We start from the raw sequence: 19109 nt of genomic DNA on the forward strand, positions 1-19109 counted from the left end.
TTTTGATAAGGTTTTAAAACTAACTTTTAAATAAATAAAAATTTTAATAATACTCTTAGACAAAGGTAAAAATATTTTAAATAATTAAAGACAATCTAAATTTTCTTAAAAAAGATAAATAAAAATTAATTTTTTTTAAACTTTTAAAATATACTATAAACGGAAAAACATAGAAGATGGCACAAATGGCACAATAATCATCTATTTTTTTAAAAAAAGAAATTAATATTGTAATTTCATTAAAATAAATCTGTCTATACTGAATGTATTAATTAAAACTATATCGGAACAATAATAAAATAAAAAAAAGATACCCTCTGTTTTGTATGATAAATCATAGTTTTATATTAAACACCATGAAAAATGGTATCAAATAAAAGTTTATAAAACTGTAGGAAGGATATTTAAAAATAAATATTATTTAGCTAGGTCAGCTAAATAAAATCCTGCTTAAAAAAAGTTACCCTAAAAAATATAAATTAGAGCAATAGAAATTTAGCTCTATCTTAAAAAAGATAGAAATATAAAATTATTGAAGTTTTGAACGTTTACTTAAAGCTACTTACTTGTCTACTTAGAACACAAACTTTCCGAGCAAAAAACAGTATACTAAACATAGGAAAGAGTTAGCGAGGGAGTTGCGGATTCGTCCTTGAGGCGAATTCGAGGAAAGTCCGGGCTTCCTAAAGACCAAACTTGCTGGGTAACTCCCAGTGCGCGTGAGCGTGAGGATAGTGCCACAGAAAAATACCGCATTTTTTAGGCATTGTCTAAAAAATGTAAGGGTGCAAAGGTGCGGTAAAAGCGCACCAGCAGCATCGTGAGGTGCTGGCTCGGTAAACCCCGGTGGGAAGCAAGGTCGGAGGAACTAAGGTTGGTCTTTTTCCGTTCCGTTATTGGAGAACCGCTTGAGGCGTTTGGTAACAAGCGTTCCAGATAGATAATTCCCCCTATAAGACTAATATTTTATAGGAACAGAACCCGGCTTATGTCTAACTCTTTCCCCTTTCCTTAATCATTATTTGGCGTCTATCCTTACTAATATAGGTGGCACAGTGAAGAACTACTGCCCTGAAAGGATACTATCTGAGAACATCAATTAGCAATTTCTATTTCCTCTTGGGGTAACGCTCTTTTCATCTTTCCCAACCACTCAATTAAACTCTCTAATTGTTTTTGGGGTTTTGATAGTCCTAAACCTCTAACAGTTACTTTCTTAGGACTATAAACAAATCGTGATTGCAGATAATGAGGTAGGTTTTCTTGTAATAATTTCCAAGCAGGTTCTTCCATCGGAGTCTCTAAAATGATATGTTGTTTGTCATCAGTTTTAATACGAGAAAAACCTAAAGATTTGCCAATTTGTTTTAATTCTATTACCTGCAGTAGTTGTTTTACGGAGGTGGGTATCTCTCCATAGCAGTCTGTCCAAGCTACCATAATTTGCTCTAAATCTTTTTTGGAATTCGCTGTTGCTACTGCTCGATAAGCATCCATTTTTTGTTGCGTATCAGCAATATAACTATTAGGAATAAAAGCGGTTAACTGTAAATCAACTTGAGTTTCATTAACTTGAGGTATTTCCTGACCTTGAATTTCTTTGATTGCTTCTTGTAACATTTCCATGTACAGTTCAAATCCAATAGCCGTCATTTGACCTGACTGTTCAGCCCCTAATAGGTTTCCTACTCCCCGGATTTCCATGTCACGAGTGGCTAATTGATATCCTGAGCCCAATTGGCTGAGTTCTTGTAAGGCTCTCAATCTTTTCCTGGCTGTTTCTGTTAATTCCCCTCTACTTGGATATAATAACCAAGCGTGGGCTTGTACTCCAGATCGTCCAACTCTTCCTCTCAACTGATAAAGTTGAGATAAACCAAATTTTTGAGAATCTTCAATAATAATCGTATTAACTCTTGGAATATCTAATCCTGATTCAATAATCGTTGTACAAACTAAAATATCTCCTATCCCATTGTTAAAGTCTAACATGGTTATTTCTAATTCATTAACATCCATTTGTCCATGAGCAACCATAATTCTCGCACTGGAAATCATTTGTTGCAATTTTCCCGCTACTTCTTCAATTCCCTCAATCCTAGAAACAACGTAAAAGATTTGTCCCCCCCGATCTAATTCGTTACGAATAGCGGTTCTAATAACATCAGGATTATAACTGGATAAGTGGGTTTTAATAGAACGACGAGAGGGTGGAGGGGTAGTTATTAAACTCATTTCTCGAATACCTGATAGGGACATATATAAGGTCCGAGGAATAGGAGTAGCACTTAAAGCAAGAACATCAACTTGAGTTTTTAACTTTTTAATTTTTTCTTTTTGATTAACCCCAAATCTTTGTTCTTCGTCAATGACTAATAATCCTAAGTTTTTGAACTCAATAGTTTTTCCTAAAATTTCATGAGTTCCTACAACAACATCTAATTCTCCTGTAGCTAACCGTTGAACAATATTCTTTTTCTCTGAAATGGTACGGAAACGATTTAGTAGTCCAATATTAATTGGATAAGGTGCAAATCTTTCTTTTAGAGTATGATAATGTTGTTGCGTTAGAATCGTAGTCGGTGCCAGTAAGGCAACCTGTTTATTTCCACTAGTAATGGCTTTAAAAATTGCTCTGACAGCGACTTCTGTTTTGCCAAACCCCACATCTCCACAAACTAATCGATCCATAGGGCGATCACTTTCTAAATCTACTTTTATATCTTGAACTGCTTGCAGTTGATCTGGTGTCGGTTTATAGGGGAAAGAACCTTCTAATTCTTCTTGCCAAGGGGTATCAGGAGGATAAATAAACCCTGATTGTTGAGAGCGCTTAGCATAAAGATTTAATAGGTCAACTGCTAATTTCTTAATAGTTTTACGAACTCTCTGTTTAGTTTTTTCCCATGTTTTTCCTGTCATTTTATGGAGTTCTGGAGAACGATTTTCAGATTGATAATAGCGGGATAAACTATCCACAGAATCTGCTGGAATTCTTAATAACCCATCATGATATTGAATAACTAAATACTCACGAGTTGCTAAACTCTCTAGTTTTAAAAATCTACCAACTCCATGACTTTTATGAACAACATAATCTCCGGGAAGTAGTCGCTCTAAGTTTATTCGTTTAGAGGCAGCCCGACGACGTTTTCGGATATATCCTGTAGGGGATAAAACATATTGTCCAAAAAACTCTTCATCGGTAATAACAACAACCCGAAAAGTAGGAAGAATAAATCCTTTTAATTCTGCTAAACCTGAATACTTTAAAGCTACTGCTATCCCTTGAGTATGATATTTTTCAACTCCTGGGTAATCACGAGGATTTGGAATAAATTGAGCTGGACAGTCATGTTCTTCTAATAAAGAAACTGTTCGAGAAGGTTGGGCAGAAACCAACCAGGTTGAATATTTATTTAGATAAATACCACTGTAAATTTCTTGTTTTCCTCGTAATATTTCTGCTAGTTTAGAGAACTGATGAGGAACACTAGGAATCGGACGACTTGACAAGTCTAATGCAGTTATATTCGTGCTTTCTGATAACTCTGAAAGATAAATAATAGGAAGTTTTCTAGCTAAATTTACAGAATTTTGAAAAGAACGATGAATCTTCGGCAAAGGTAATTCTAATTCTTGCCAGTTATCCTCTATATATTCTAACCAGCGATTGCTATGGGACTCACATTGTTCTAATTCATCAAAAACACAAAGGGTGTTGTCTCCTAAATAATCTATTAATGAAGCGGGTTTTTCAAAAGCTATTCCTAAAAAACGTCCCATTCCCTCGGGATAATTATCGTCCTCTAATGCATCTATTTCTTCAACAGATAAATAAGTCTTTAAAGATTGATGTCGTTCATTAAGAGTGTTGATAATGATAGGATCAAAACTTGTAGGAGTTAGAAGAACTTGGTCAAGTTTTTCTAATGAACGTTGAGTTGCTAGATCTAATTCTCGAATTTTTTCTAATTTATCTCCAAACCATTCTAATCGAATAGGTAATTCTAAGGAAACTGGAAAAATATCAACAATGTCTCCTCTTCTACTCCATTGACCCTCAGTTTCTACTAAAGAAACTCTTTTATAACCTAATTTAGTTAATGATTGATTAATTTCTTGAGATGATTGAGTTATTCCTGTTTGTAAATTTAAACAATAAGACCAAAAAATCTCAGGAGGTGGTAAATGAGGTTGTAAAACTTTTTCTGTGGTAACAATAGCTAATTTATTATCAATAGACGATGAACTATTTATACTTGACAAAACCTGCATTTGTCCCCAAATCATTTCTGATTCAGCGTTAAATAACTCATAAGGAGATGCTTCTGAGGTTGGGTAAAAATCAACAGTTTTCCAGCCCATAGTCTCTAACTGAGTTGCCCATCTTCCCGCCTCTTCTTGGGTTGCACAAACCACTAACAAACTTCGATTCTCCGCCTGTGCTAATGCTGATACCATTAAGCCTTTAGGAAATCGAGGAATTCCTTTTAATCCTAAATAACCTATTTTTTTTAGTTTCTCTAATAATTCTTTAGTTAGAGGTGATTTTTGTAGGGTACGAATTAGAGAAGAAAAAGTCATAACTATATTAACAAATCTATTTTATCTTTTAGTATATAAAAATAAATAAAGATGATTTTTACATAATCAAAATATTTTCAGATAGCTATTGTAACACACTTTATCATTGGCTGTTTTTGAAAACAAAACAGCTTGTTCAGACTTAAGATATACCCTTAAATAAACGTTAAAGATCTAAATTATTTTATGCCTCTACCTGTAACTACTTTAAATGAATTAAACTCATCTTTAAACATCCTAGGAATCTTCTGAACTTTTTTCAGTACTATTTTCTCTATATTATATTTAGCTTTATACTCTAAGTTGGTATTTTATATAGAATAGATATATTTTTTTATTATTGTTTTGATTTTGCTTTAAATAAACTACTTATATGTACTAAATCATCACTGAGAATAATTACCTCATTTATCTCTTTATTTCTACCTTTTAATCAAAAAAAAATCTATCTATTTAAATTATTTATATTTTTACCTTATTTTTTAAAACAATTTTTATTTATAGTTATATAACTGTAAATTTTTAACTATTTTTAGTATACAGAAAATTTTTTATCAGTTATTAAATATATTTAATAGATTTGCTAAACTTTTAATTCATTTAAATTCCGATCTTTTTGTATTAAAATAGTATATCTATACCCTTGTTCTTGTTTTGTATAAATTTTTAAAATAGTAAGTTAACTCCAATAGGTTTTGATGTTTGGATTTTATTATCTTAATTTTTAAGTGGTTATTATCTAATATTTTTTATTATCATATAAATTTGTTAAATTTAAACTCTTTGCAATATTTAAAATCAACAGAAAACTTGTATAAAAAAGTATAATATAATTTTTATAAATTACTCATATTTAAAAACAACATAACTTTATTGAATACATCAAAGCTATTTACCTACATTGTAATTACAAATATTTTAAATCGGTAAAGAGTACCCAACGTCAGCTAATATAATTAATTGTACTCCTATATTTAATCAATCACTTATTTGCTGTTCTCTCAACTCATTAGCTATTTTTTACTTTAACATATTCAAACTCTCTATATTACTACAAAAAAACTATATTAATGAGGGGTTCTAGCTTATGGCTGGTGTTTATTTTTTAACCCTGTAAATATAATAAATGACAAATATTCTAATTTACTAATTTATTAGAGTCAATTAGTCTCTTTAATTTACAATGCATTAAAGAGACTAATTGACAGTTAACTATACTTTAGCAAAATTTTTTTAATCTACTTATATTTTTTGAACAATCCTTCAAATTATCTACTAAAAAATGATTATTTTTTAAAAAAATAACTACATTCTACAGTATTAATAATATGGTCAATATCGTTTTTTTAATAACCATCGATCATCTGTTTAACTAATGCTTGTGTTTATTTTTATTCTGCCTTACTTTCTGGTGATTCTGCACAACATCCTTGGATTTTAAAAATAAATATTTCACATCCATTTATTGTTAAAACTTTTACTATTGTTTGATGAAAAAAGAAAAAGATAGCCTTTGCAAAAAATATAAAATAATCCCTGTTCGATATCGTAATTTTTCTAAATCGCAATAACTTATGAGATTTGTTCTCCCCATTTTTAATAATACGTTTAAAAGAAATTATTAAACTCTATCTCTTTCCCTATAACCAATTGTTGAACAACAAAGGACGGAACAACTTCTGCTATAGTGATTTATAGCTCTAATTCGAGTAAGGTTCGGTCTATCTTAGGGATTGCGGTTTTATCTTCAATCATTTCTAAGATTCCCGATGTGTAAGGAGAGTAAGAATAAATTCTAAATATAACTTTACAAATAATCTTTAACGTACAAAAAAAGTCTTAGGTCTAAATCTATAATTTTTTTATAACTTTTTCTCCCACTTTTCATATCTACTGTGGATTTAATCTCATCAATGATGACGTCATTGAGGTAAATAGGGTATATAGGTATAAATTGGTTAACCTATTTAAGAGTCCGTCGTAAATTGACCAATTTAAATTCTGCTTCTACAGTTTTTATGAAACCTACCACAGCACGGTCAACAATACAGTTCAGATTTTGAATATTTATAACTAGTCTTGGGGATAATACTAAGCTACTTCAATTTAAGTTTAGTACTATCCCTGCATGATAAAAATAGATCATATTCTTTCCTTAGCAGACTGAATAATCTTAGACAGATTTTTTAAATTAAGGGTATATCAGATAATTAGAACAAATATTAAAACATATGAAGTTGTCAATTGAACTTTTTTAAGATAAATCTAGGGTATTTTAAAAAAGAATTGCATCATGGGAATCAACCAAAAACTCAAGTTGTATAAGTAAGATTCTTTAATCTAAAGGTAACTCACTCCATTCTGCACAAAAGTTGTCCCAACATAATACTTTTTCTTTCCCTGGAAACCAGTCTACTTGGTCTACTCTAAACCATTGTTGCATCAAATGACTCCAAAGTTCAATGTCTTCCCCATTGTTTCGGTAATAATATTTTTGACCGCTACGGGTCACGATTTCCCAGGTTAGACCATTTTCTAAGTGATCAAATTCTATGCTTAGAGTACAATTTTCAGGGGATAATAATTTATCTCCTTGACGTTGATAACAAGTAGTTTGACAATTTTGCAGGTTGGATTTTCTTAAATTAGCCATAAATACAATACTCAGTAATTTTTTTTAAAGAGTGGAAAGTATTAGGAGGGTTTTTTACTCTCCTAAACTTCTCCTAGTTTTCCCAATGAGATCTTACAGAAAGTCTTGGCAAAGGAGGACGATTAGTCCTGGTTTTTTTAGGCATAAATTTACCTTCAGGTCTGTAACCAGTTTGATAGCTAGAGCCAGAACTTCCCCCTGCAATATCATAAATATCAAGGTATAAAGATTGACCAGCAGCAGTAGCAGCTAATTGTAGGACCACACAAATAGCCTGAAAATTACTTCCACTTCTTCCAAAAATTCGTTCTTTATCATTGCCTTCAAAGGCTAAACGAATCCAAACCCGTTGATTCTTATTAACCTGTTCACAATCCACACTTAAAGAATCGGACGATTCTAACAAAGGTTCTACCAAAAATTCTACTAAACCCAAATAATCTGGGCTGGTAGAATTTGATGAATTAGACCAAGAATTAGGCTTGAGCATTGACTTGTTCAAATACTTGCGCTTTCTTAAGAATACTACGAACAGTATCAGTGGGTTGAGCTCCCTCTTGAAGTCTTTTAACAATCCCTGGAACATTTAAGTGAGTTTCGTCGGTTCTGGGATTGTAAAATCCTAATTCTTCTAAAGGGCGACCATCACGACGACTGTTGTTATTCATAGCGACAATTCTATAACTGGCCTCACGCTTTTTACCGTACCGTTTTAAGCGTAGTTTTATCATATTAGTTACTGAGACTCCTTAACTCATTGATAATTTTTAATCACTGTCTGGTAAGAGATTGACTTTTAGCTCAAATTGACTAAGTCATTTCCGAACCTATAATCATACCATTTTATTGTCAACTTCAGTAAATTATCAGAATCGCTATTGTTATGTAGACTTAATTGATATATGCGAAAAGTAGTTAAATGTAAACATTGCCTATTTATTCGGTATTTCTTCTAATCTTTCAGTCCTATTACTAAGAGCTTAGAGTTGGTCAATTCTAAGAATTTAAATTTTATTAGCGTGACATTTAAGACATTACTGAATAAAAATGGAATTGGGCACAACTTATCTTTTTTTCAGCGATGCTCATGCAGAAATTAGGTTTATTTTAACAACCTTAAAAAGTTAGACGACGAGATAAAGCTATTGCTATAACAATTTTTTACTTCAGATTAGTCCCTTGAGAAGCTCGAAAAGCAGATGCAAACTTCTCCATTTGAGAAGAAGAGAAATTGTCTCTTTTTCTGCTTGTCAAAGCATTAAAATATATGGAAAACACTTCTTTGGTTTCCATGACTAAAAATCTAATATTACCATGATCTCTCTTTCTCGCTACGATTTACTTGAGTCAAATATCCACACATCAATCTAGTTTTAATGCGAGATTTGCTTTCTATTACTAATTTGGTGAAATCATTGTTCTCTATAAAAGCAAATCTCGCATTAAAACCTTTAGTCAAATTTTATGATAGTTGGACTAACTTTATGAATTAGGGTAGTAAATGAGAATATTGAGGGTGGTTAAATGGCTTTAAAATAAAAAATATAATATCGTATTATTACTTAAATAAGTAACGATTTGCTAAAAAGAATATTGATATTTTTTTGGTTTTAATACAGAAGTGTTTGTTGATTTAGCCCAGGATAATGATTTATTAGAATTAATAGTACAGTCCAATTTTGATATTGTCTTCTTTTACTTTAAAAGACAAAGAAGACTTAAAAGTAATAAAAAAATCTAAAATATCTTTATTCCTGCCATTCATAATGCTATTTTGTAATTAAACCTACTAATTTACGTTTAATAGTTAACTTTATCTTCAGGTTTAATTACAAAATAGTCAGCTCTATATATTATTCTGCTTGTGGAAGATATGACAATTCTTATCTGTCATATTTTGTATATTACAAACTATTTTATATATTCCTGTTTAGTATTTTAAAAACAAGAAAAGCGACTGCAGGTTTGCGCAAAAAAAATATTAATCGAAGTACCTTAATCAAATGTGTTTCCATCCATACTATCAAAAAAAATTTTTAAGAATAGATTGAAGCTTTATGATTTTTCTCAAATGAAGAAATATTCTTATAACGTATATATAATTAGGTTATGAAATTAAAAGTTTCTTAATTTCATTTTTTCTTGGAGTTACCCAATTAACTTTATTTATACGTTTTAGTAATTGTTATCTTATAATAATAATTCAAACAAAAACCTTGTTAAGAAGTTTAGTATTTTTTCTTAAAAACTTTTTTTAAGAAAAAATTAAATAATAGTCACAAAATCTTAAGATTAGAAAAAGATGACAATCATTAATAAAAATTTATTATTGTACGCTAATAATTTTAGTAAGGCGGGCACTACCCACCTTACTAAAATTACTTAATTGCAGGAGCTTTTAAAGCCATTTGTTGAGTTAAAGAGAGCTGCACTTCCTTAACTCCCCCTCTTAAAGTTGGAACTGAATCACGTAATACTGTGGTGAGTTGGTTAATACTAGAATCGTAAATCTGGGTGACAATTTTTGGATATAAACCAATACCAATGATAGGAATTAATAAACACCCAATAATGAACACTTCTCTCGGTTCAGCATCAATTAATTTGGTATGGGAGATTAATTCTTCATTTTCAGGTCCATAAAGCATTTCCCGCAACATTGACAAGAGATAAATGGGGGTTAGAATTACCCCGATAGCAGCTAAAAAGACTACAATTACTTTAAATGTTGAACTGTAAGCATCACTAGTTGCAAATCCTACAAAAATCATTAATTCTGCAACAAATCCACTCATTCCAGGTAGTGCCAAAGAAGCCATTGAACAAGTAGTCCACATGGCAAAGACTTTCTTCATCTTTTGTCCTATTCCTCCCATTTCATCTAGCATTAGAGTATGGGTGCGATCATAAGTACAACCTACCATAAAGAAAAGACTCGCTCCAATTAACCCATGGGAAATCATTTGTAACATTGCTCCACTGGTACCCAATGAAGTAAACGAGGCTATTCCAATTAGGACAAACCCCATGTGGGAAATTGAAGAATAGGCAATTTTTCTTTTTAGGTTTCGTTGAGCAAAAGAGGTTAAAGCAGCGTAAACAATATTTACAACTCCTAAAATTACTAACATGGGGGCAAAAAAAGCATGAGCATCCGGTAACATCCCTGCATTCATCCGTAGCAGTGCATATCCTCCCATTTTTAAGAGAATACCTGCTAATAACATATGGGCAGGTGCAGTGGCTTCTCCGTGAGCATCTGGTAGCCAAGTATGAAGAGGAAAAATGGGTAATTTAACGCCATAGGCAATGAGAAGACCTCCATAAAGCAATAATTGCAGTTTCAGAGGAAAATCTTTACTCGCAATCGTCACCATGTCAAAAGTGATATTGTCACCATAGAAGGCCATGGTTAAAGCTGCTACTAAGATAAATAATGATCCCAGCGCAGTGTAGAGAATAAACTTAGTTGCTGCATAAAGACGGCGTTTTCCTCCCCAAATAGATAGGATGAGATAGACGGGAACTAATTCTAATTCCCAGACGAGAAAAAAAAGTAACATGTCTTGTACAGCAAAAACAGCGATCTGTCCCCCATACATCAACAACATCAGGAAATAGAACAACTTTGGCTTAAATGTCACCGGCCAAGCAGCCATGGTAGCCAAGGTAGTGATAAACCCCGTCAGCAAAATGAGGGGCATGGATAGCCCGTCAGCCCCCACTGACCAATTTAAGTCGAGTTGAGGAATCCAGGAATAGCTTTCAAATAATTGAAGGTCGGGATTGTTTAAATCATATCCAGTATAGAAAGCATAAACAATCACTGAGAAATTAATGAGTCCAATAGTCAAAGCATACCATTTGACTGTCTTACCGTCCTTATCAGGAATTATAGGAATAAACAGGGCGGCAATAATTGGAAAGAGAATTATGGTAGTTAACCAGGGCAAATTGGCAATATCCATTGCGATTATCTAATGTACTGAGTGATACTTGGAGTTTGGTTAAACAGTTTTTCAGTTCTTTGTTATCAGTGTTTTCACTGTTGACTGTTGACTGTTCACTAGTTCAATATCTCCAAAAAATAGCCGCTATATCTTAACTACTTTTTCTTTAAGCTTTTAAAAATAGATCTCATATCTTAATCTTTGGATAAGCTCGGTGAAACGATTTCGATAATCAGGCATTAACCATAACTTAAACTACAAGAGTCTCTAAATCAAAAATTTATAATATTTATGTAAATTTTTGATTTAGAGACTCTTGTAGTTTAACTATAATAAAACAACGACAGGAAACCCCTGGAAGTATTAAATTTTTAAGTTCCTAAACAGAGTAAAAAAAATAGAGTACTTACTTAAGACAGTTTTGGCTATTAGTAAAAATGATTATAATTTTAATAAAAATTTTGTTATCTTAATGGAAGATCAGTAATTTTTTATTGAAACAGGACGAATAAATATCAATAAAACTACTGTCCATTTGTCCATCAATAACTTTATATAAAATTTTGTCACTACAGTTTTGAATAGTATCAATTTTAGAGTTTATGTTGAGATGATTTCAGATTAAAGTATAGACAATATTTTTATAATTTAAGAGGCTATAAATGTGATTTTATAGTGTGCTGTTATCAGCTTTTAATTTTAAATATTAGTATAAAATATAAAAATTTTAATAGGTTACAAATAGTAGGAGTCTGGAGCAATCATTTTAACCATGAGGACAGTAAATTTTCTAGGTAATATTTAGATATATTCTGGACAATATAAGCCCAGTAATCAGATATTCTTTTTGAGAAGAACCTGAGAAAAAACTAAAAGAAAATACACAAAAACCAAATTTTTATTTTGTATATATAGACCCAGTTAATTTATTTATAGTCAATCAAATATTTTTTAATACAAACATTATATAAATGTATCTTATTGACAATAATTTTCTGCTATCTGAAGTCAAAATTCAGTTAGCTTTAATGGGAATAATAATACTTCTAATAATTTTTTATATTTTTATTAACCCTGTATCTTACAGAGTAAAATAAGCAAATAATAACTTTATAATAAATATATTCGAATATCTTGAGACAAGAGTGGCACTTTTTTATAAATTTATAATATTCCCTAAATAAAGATAATTAATAGTAATTATATCCATTGTTTTACGATTTAGTTTTCGAGGTTTTTATTGACTGACTCCATTACTTTTAGCTACATTATCAATGTCACTATTGATAACATACTTAACAATCTTTGTCTTAAATATTTAAGTATACTTTATTTTTTAAAAAATTGGATTGACTCTTATATGAATTTGTTTCTAAAATAATTAGATTGCACCTTATAAAGATTAATTTTAAATAAATGTATATTTATTTTTATGTTCAAGAAAAATTTTTAATTCTTAATTTATTATTTTTATATAGTTTAACGTTGAATACCTCAATGTTATCTGAATCTATTGTGTTATCATTAAGATATTCTTCGTAAAACTCTTTTATTAGTTGCGCAGTGTCTATATCTAAGAAATTAAGTAATATAGGAGGCTTGAATATGGAGTAACTATATATAAGAGTTATTACTTCCATGACAATTTTTATTGCTAACAACTTACTATCATTAAATAATAAAAACATAAGTAAGCGACTAAGAATAAATTAACCAAGCAAATTTGCCTACACCCAGTTTAAAGTAAAGAATTAGTACAATAATCAATAAAATAATTAATAAAATAATTGTTATATAGTCCGCCTTAGTAAGTAATGATTTATGTAAATAAGTACGATTAGAACTACCAGAAAATGCTTTAGACTGCATAATAATTGATAGTTTTCGAGACTTAACCATCGCATTTATAATTAGGGTGACTGCAACGCTTGAATATATTTTTGACCTAGAGATTAATCCCATTTTTTCTATAGCTAATCCTCGTAATTTTTGGGCTTCAATAATAGTCTCAATTTCTCCTAAGAAAAGGGGTAAAAAACGCAATGTAGAGGAAAAAATAAAAATAATTTTATAAGGTATTTTTAATCGTGCCATACTTACTACCATTTGATTGATATCAGTAGTAAAAATAGCTAAGGGGATAACTAAAATCATAGTTAAGGTTTTAACGATAATATTTAGAGCATAGATAATTCCTTCTTGATTGATAGAAGCTCCTCCAATCCACCAATAAGTTTGAGGGATACTGAAAATAGGGGTCAAAGTATTTCTATTAATTAAAGTTTTAACCTGATCAACATTAAAAAATCCCATAGTTATTAATAGAAATACATAAAAAGGAAGCATTACTTTTAGAACTAATCTAAGATACTCTAATCTAATCCCAGCTAACAAACAAGCAGAACCGACAGATAAAGCAAGAATTCCTCCAGTAATAGGACTATCCCAGATAAAAGCAATTAGAGTAATTATCACAATCATCACTAGTTTAGTCCGAAAATCTAAACGCTTGAAAAGGTTATCGTGTTTAATATATTCAAGTTTAAGCATAGGATTATCGTTAGTCATTGATAATGAGTTCAAAACAATTACTTAATTCAATAGGAGTTAATACACGATAATTGTGTCCCAAAAATTGACTCAGATTTTTTCCCAAAAAAACCACTTGAGGAGGAGTAAGATAAGTAGACTTTAATAAGTCGATTTCATAATAAGCTTCACGAATAGGAGCATCAAGTAAAATGGTTCCTTGACCCATTATAATTATGCGTTGAGCGTAGCCTGGCATTAGATATAAATGATGGGTAATAACAATGACAGTTTTTCCCATTTTATGTAGTTGACTACTCATTTCTAAAATAGCAAGAGAACCATGGTAATCTTGACCAGTTGTGGGTTCATCAAGAATGATTATATCAGGTTCCATAGCCAAAATAGCAGCAATTACGATTCGAGCGCGATCACCCTTTGGTAGGGACAAAGGATGATCGTGACGATGTTTTAATAACCCCATTATTTCTAAGCTTTTATTAACCTCTTCATCGATTTTATTGAAAGGATAATTTAGCTTTTCTAAAGCAAATGAGACTTCTTTTTCCACTGTCATATTAAAGATTTGAGTGTCTGGATTTTGCCCTACATAGCCAATAAAACAAGACAATTCACTCACAGAAAAAGTTTTGATATCTCGCTGACGAATTTTAACAATTCCTTTGGAAGGAGATAACAAATTTAAAAAATGTTTAACTAAAGTACTTTTTCCCGCTCCATTTTGACCCGCAATTAATACATATTCTCCTTGATAAATATCTAGCGAAACTTGGTTTAAAGCTTTTGTTCCATCCTTGTAAATATAAGTTAAATTATCAGTTGACAGAACTAATTTTTTTTTATCTTGATCATAAGTCTTAGACAAAGTGAATGATGGAGCAATAGATACATTATTTTGTATCCCTTTGAGAGCGGAGAGTCCTTGATTAAGTGTGATAGGAATTCTAGGAAATTTAATTCCTTTTCGACTAATATGGTAGAAAGTTTGAGCAACTTCGGGGGGACGTAAATTTTGAGCTTGGAGGAGTTCAATTTCTGAGTAGATTTTATCAGGAGAACCGATGGTTAACAATTTTCCCTCTGATAATATGGCAATACGATCACTAAACTCGGCCATCTCTTCCGCAGCATGAGACACCATGACAATGGTGATTCCTAATTCCTCGTTTAATTCCTTGACAGTAGCAAACACTTCTTGGGAACCAATGGGATCTAATTGAGAGGTAGGTTCATCAAGGATCAATAACCTAGGTTGTAAGGCCAAAGCTGCGGCAATTGCTAACCTCTGTTTTTGCCCTCCCGACAATTCTTGAGGATGTTTCTTTTGGGTTCCTTCAAGTCGAACCGCTGCTAACACCCGGGGAATGCGAGTAAGAATTTCGTCAGGTTCCACAAGGAGATTTTCTAAGGCAAAAGCAATTTCATTTTCTACCGAAGTCGAAAGTAGTTGAGTTTCAGGATCTTCAAAAACTGCTCCTACATACTGCGCTAAGGTACTGACTGTGTGTTCTATCGTATCAAGTCCCCCGACAGTGACGTAACCAAAAAAACGACCACCATAAAATTGGGGAACAATCCCATTAAGGGTTAAAGAAAGAGTAGTTTTTCCAGCACCAGTTGAACCAATAATGCCAAGAAATTCTCCTTGAGCAATGTCTAATGAAATATTTTCGAGTACGGGTTTGGAGGAATTGGGATAAAGATAAGAAACATTTTTTAAACTAGCAATCACATCCATAATCATTTCTATGAAACGAACAAACCAAGGAAAATATATTAATTTCTACTTTTTACCTGCAATTAATAAATAGCTTGTTTGGGTTTCATTAAACCAATAGCTCGTAAACCAGAAATAACTCTAATACCGATAAATGCTCCCATTAAAGAACGGATTAAGTTTTCTAACGGTACAATAGGAACTAAAAATAACCAGGTTTCTTCTGGCCAGTTAAACATATAGTAGGTAATAACCACTTGACCTAGGTGAGATAGTCCCATGACCATCCAAGTCCCTACAAATACCCCAACAGTTACGAAGAAGGGTTTCTGACTATTAATACATTGTGCAATCAAAGAACAGGTGGGCAAGGCAAATAATAAAATTCCTGACCAGTCAATAAAAGAACCGGCAATAATTGTTGAAAGAGAAACCCTATTGTAAAGAGCATGGCGAGTATATAAAAATAACTCAATTACAAAAATAAGGGTTAACCCAAAACGCCAACAAGTATTTCTCTTCCCTGAAGACATTACACCGGCCGTAAAACTAGCTATTACTGCTCCTAAAATAGAGATCAGAGGAATTCCTGCCGTATGAGGCGCGAGAAACACACCAATAAGAGTCCCCATTCCACTGGTTATTGCTCCAGCTAATGGACCTAGTAGCCACCCAACTAAAGGAAAAATTCCCTGACTCATAGGAAACAACCCCCCCGAACCAATAGTTATGGAAAAAGGAATAAATGCGAGAACTGTAACTACAGTGGACAAGACCACAATGTAATCTAGGGGAGTGCCATCGACTGAGACTTCTCCTGAAGTTTTAACTTCTCTTTCTTCGCCTTTGAAAAGTTTTGGGGATAACATGACTGGTTAATGTTATAACTTTTTTATTCTAAGCTATTTTTGAGCAGTTCTAGCGCATTTATTAGTTGAGGAAAAAAAACACGCGATCAAACAGAAAAATAATATATATGTTTAAAAAACAGTCCAAATATAGCATTACAGGGATAATAGTTAATTAACTATCAATTAACTATCAATCTTTCTAGATTACCTGAATAATCTGTTACAAATATGGGCTTTAAGTACTCAATCGATTGCATGTATTGTGGTTATAATTATAATATTGATAACTTCTGATAATGATAAATAAAACTTTTTTAAAAATGAGGGTGAATAGAAGATTAAGATAGGATTATATCAAGCTACAGATGATGATAGCATTAATTGCTTTAAGTTTCATATTAAGACAATAATTTACTTTGCGTATGATCCTTACTATATTTTTATTCTTTAAAGTCAAGACTAACCCGACTAACGCATTAAAATTTTAACTAGAGAACTTTAAATAATTGATTCAGATGAAGTGTAGTCAATAATTATCATGAATAAACAACTAGTTACTAGTAAAAATTTAATCTTGATTTAAAGTCGTATCAAATATTATCTTCAAGAAAAAACTAAACCTAATAATAAAGTATAAAATAAATTTATTAATTGAGAAATTAAATACTTCTTTAAAGTTAAGCATATTAGACTTAATTTATTCGCCCTTGGTAAATTATCTTGAACATCTCACCATTTATGATTTAGTAACATACAGATAGATTTATTTTTAAGTTTATCATTTATTCATAAGTTAGGACTTTTTTGAATAAATTACGTCAACAATCTTGATAATTAGTTAATTTTTGAATTTTTTCTTCAATGTTTTTTTAGTTAATATTTATTTAAGATTTGATTCTGTATTTGTATCAGACTAAACAGGTAGGTTTTCTTAAGAAAAATAAGATTGCTCCTATAAGCGAAATATATTCACTGATCATTCTGAATCTCTAAAGCTAAAAATTTTAAATAACTGTTTCATAACCTCAGAAACTACAACTTTTTCCCCTGAATTTAGATACTTATTAATTATCGAAATTAGCGCTCACCAATACTACTTTCTCTTCATAGAAGAAAAAAAGTTTCTAACTAAATATTAAACTATGTTGTTATACCATTATTTTTTACAGCAATAGGGATAGTCAACGAAGTTGAAAAATATATAGGAGGACTTTACTAAACTGTATTGAAAGTCATTATTTTTAACACTTTTTTTAAGGAATAGCTCAAAAATTTATCTATATCTTTTTTGAAGAAGTTAGAAATAGCCTAACCACTCAATATTTGAAGACAACTATTCATGAATAACTTTTATTACTCAATTGTTGCACCACCAAGAAGCTTACTCTTACCTTCTAGCATGCCCTTAATTATGATTAACTCCAGAAGTAAAATTTAGTTTAAGACGCCTGATACATACATAACATTACGTTGATGCAATTCTATTTGCTAACCCTAAGAAGGTGTTAAGTTGTTTATTGATGTAAACGATGTTAATATTCTTTGTTATTATTATAACTATATAGTTAAAATGAGATTTCCTTTAAATCTTGATTGTTTAAAATCTCATAATTCTTAAAAAGAATAGAGTTATTTGACCTAAGCAAACGAGGCTATTAAGCTTTTTAAAATTACATTAAAAATCTTTATAAACCGAAATAAACTTATATTTATTTATACTGAATTTAAAGATAAAATAGAGTCAATAAGTAATTTTTTATATATTAAGTCAAATAAATGATATAAAAAATAACAAAGATTGTTTGTACTAAAAGTAATTTATAAAAATTATATGGATTAAATTAAATTAATAAAAATTATATTCAATCTTTATCATTAGTCCCCTAAAACAGGTTATTTGAAATTAAACAAGGGAAATAAAAAATACAATTTTTAGTTTTCCTTGTTTAATGCATGTGTATTTAGAAAATTACTATGTTATAGTTAAAATATTCAAATCTAGAGAGTTGATTTTCTTATGTGGGCATTAATGATATAGATGGCAAGACATTGTCACTTTGGAGCAAACAATATGTTTACCAACAATGAGTTATATAATAATAGTAATAAAATCTGTTTCTATTTTAGAGCTAATACCAGATAAATAAAAAATATGCAAAAAGTTACATTTTATTTTAGCAGTTTATATTTTTGATTAATTTTAAAACTTCTAATCTTATAGCCAAAAATAATAATGATATATCTGATATAGATTAATGTTATTTTCCAGAAAAAGATAAAAATTTTTGTCACATACCAAACAATGATATTATCAGTATTCATAATACTTTATATCGTTTAATCCAATTTAACGGCTCAAAAAGGTTACTCTCAATATAATGAATAGAGATTTGATATAAAAATATGGTTAGTCTATCTTGTTCTTAATTATAAAAGCCTTTAACCGAAGTGCTGGTTTGGACAGTTATTTTTATTTCTTATTATTAGAATAAAATTGATCGGTAAGTTATCAAGTAATATATAATGATTTATGACAATAAATTTATCAATAAATTAGACTTTAAGGCACTAACAATAAGTATCGTAAAAATAATAAATTTAAATTTTTAAAATAAACAATATTAAGATAGGCTAACTTAGCTATAAAAATTATTTTTATGGCTAAATTTTTTCTAGCTTTGTTTTATTTGAGTTTAATTATAATTTTTGATTTATGAGAAAGAGAAAATAATTTTTAAGACCTTGACTCTTTTGAGATTATCTGATATTAAGTTAACAAACCATGACTTTTAAAACTCTCA

The 19109-nt window shown here is 30.6% G+C and carries 8 protein-coding genes and 1 other RNA gene; 1 reads left to right on the forward strand and 8 read right to left on the reverse strand.

Features of this window, described 5'->3' with window-relative positions; translation table 11 throughout:
- Positions 1 to 622 precede the first annotated feature (622 nt).
- Positions 623 to 1004, forward strand: an RNA gene (gene rnpB, locus ETSB_RS08945) — RNase P RNA component class A.
- Between the two features lie 91 nt (positions 1005 to 1095).
- Here the strand turns inward: rnpB and mfd are convergent.
- The 8 genes from mfd to ETSB_RS00645 all read right to left on the reverse strand — a co-directional run bounded on the left by mfd (position 1096) and on the right by ETSB_RS00645 (position 16326).
- Positions 1096 to 4587, reverse strand: a complete 3492-nt coding sequence (gene mfd, locus ETSB_RS00605; RefSeq protein WP_044105660.1) for a transcription-repair coupling factor — start codon at positions 4585 to 4587, stop codon at positions 1096 to 1098.
- Between the two features lie 2335 nt (positions 4588 to 6922).
- A complete protein-coding gene (locus tag ETSB_RS00610; protein WP_044105662.1) occupies positions 6923 to 7240 on the reverse strand; it encodes a hypothetical protein in 318 nt (105 codons plus the stop codon).
- 73 nt (positions 7241 to 7313) lie between these two features.
- The gene (locus tag ETSB_RS00615) at positions 7314 to 7730 is read right to left on the reverse strand and encodes a KH domain-containing protein (RefSeq protein WP_044105664.1); all 417 of its coding nucleotides are present in this window, start codon (positions 7728 to 7730) and stop codon (positions 7314 to 7316) included.
- Positions 7717 to 7971 (reverse strand): 30S ribosomal protein S16, encoded by a 255-nt coding sequence (rpsP, locus tag ETSB_RS00620; protein WP_044105666.1) that lies wholly within the window; start codon positions 7969 to 7971, stop codon positions 7717 to 7719. The genes ETSB_RS00615 and rpsP overlap by 14 nt, the downstream gene beginning before the upstream one ends.
- Positions 7972 to 9618: 1647 nt before the next feature.
- Entirely contained in the window at positions 9619 to 11202 is a 1584-nt protein-coding gene (locus ETSB_RS00625; protein WP_171816450.1) for an NAD(P)H-quinone oxidoreductase subunit 4, read from the reverse strand.
- Between the two features lie 1686 nt (positions 11203 to 12888).
- The gene (locus tag ETSB_RS00635; RefSeq protein ID WP_044107515.1) at positions 12889 to 13740 is read right to left on the reverse strand and encodes an energy-coupling factor transporter transmembrane component T family protein; all 852 of its coding nucleotides are present in this window, start codon (positions 13738 to 13740) and stop codon (positions 12889 to 12891) included.
- A 10-nt stretch (positions 13741 to 13750) separates the two neighbouring features.
- Positions 13751 to 15478, reverse strand: a complete 1728-nt coding sequence (locus tag ETSB_RS00640) for an ABC transporter ATP-binding protein (RefSeq protein ID WP_044105670.1) — start codon at positions 15476 to 15478, stop codon at positions 13751 to 13753.
- 62 nt (positions 15479 to 15540) lie between these two features.
- Complete coding sequence (locus ETSB_RS00645) at positions 15541 to 16326, reverse strand: membrane protein (protein ID WP_044105671.1); 786 nt, start codon at positions 16324 to 16326, stop codon at positions 15541 to 15543.
- Between the last annotated feature and the right edge of the window lie 2783 nt (positions 16327 to 19109).

Origin of the sequence: cyanobacterium endosymbiont of Epithemia turgida isolate EtSB Lake Yunoko (assembly GCF_000829235.1) — a bacterium.
Classification (GTDB): domain Bacteria; phylum Cyanobacteriota; class Cyanobacteriia; order Cyanobacteriales; family Microcystaceae; genus Rippkaea.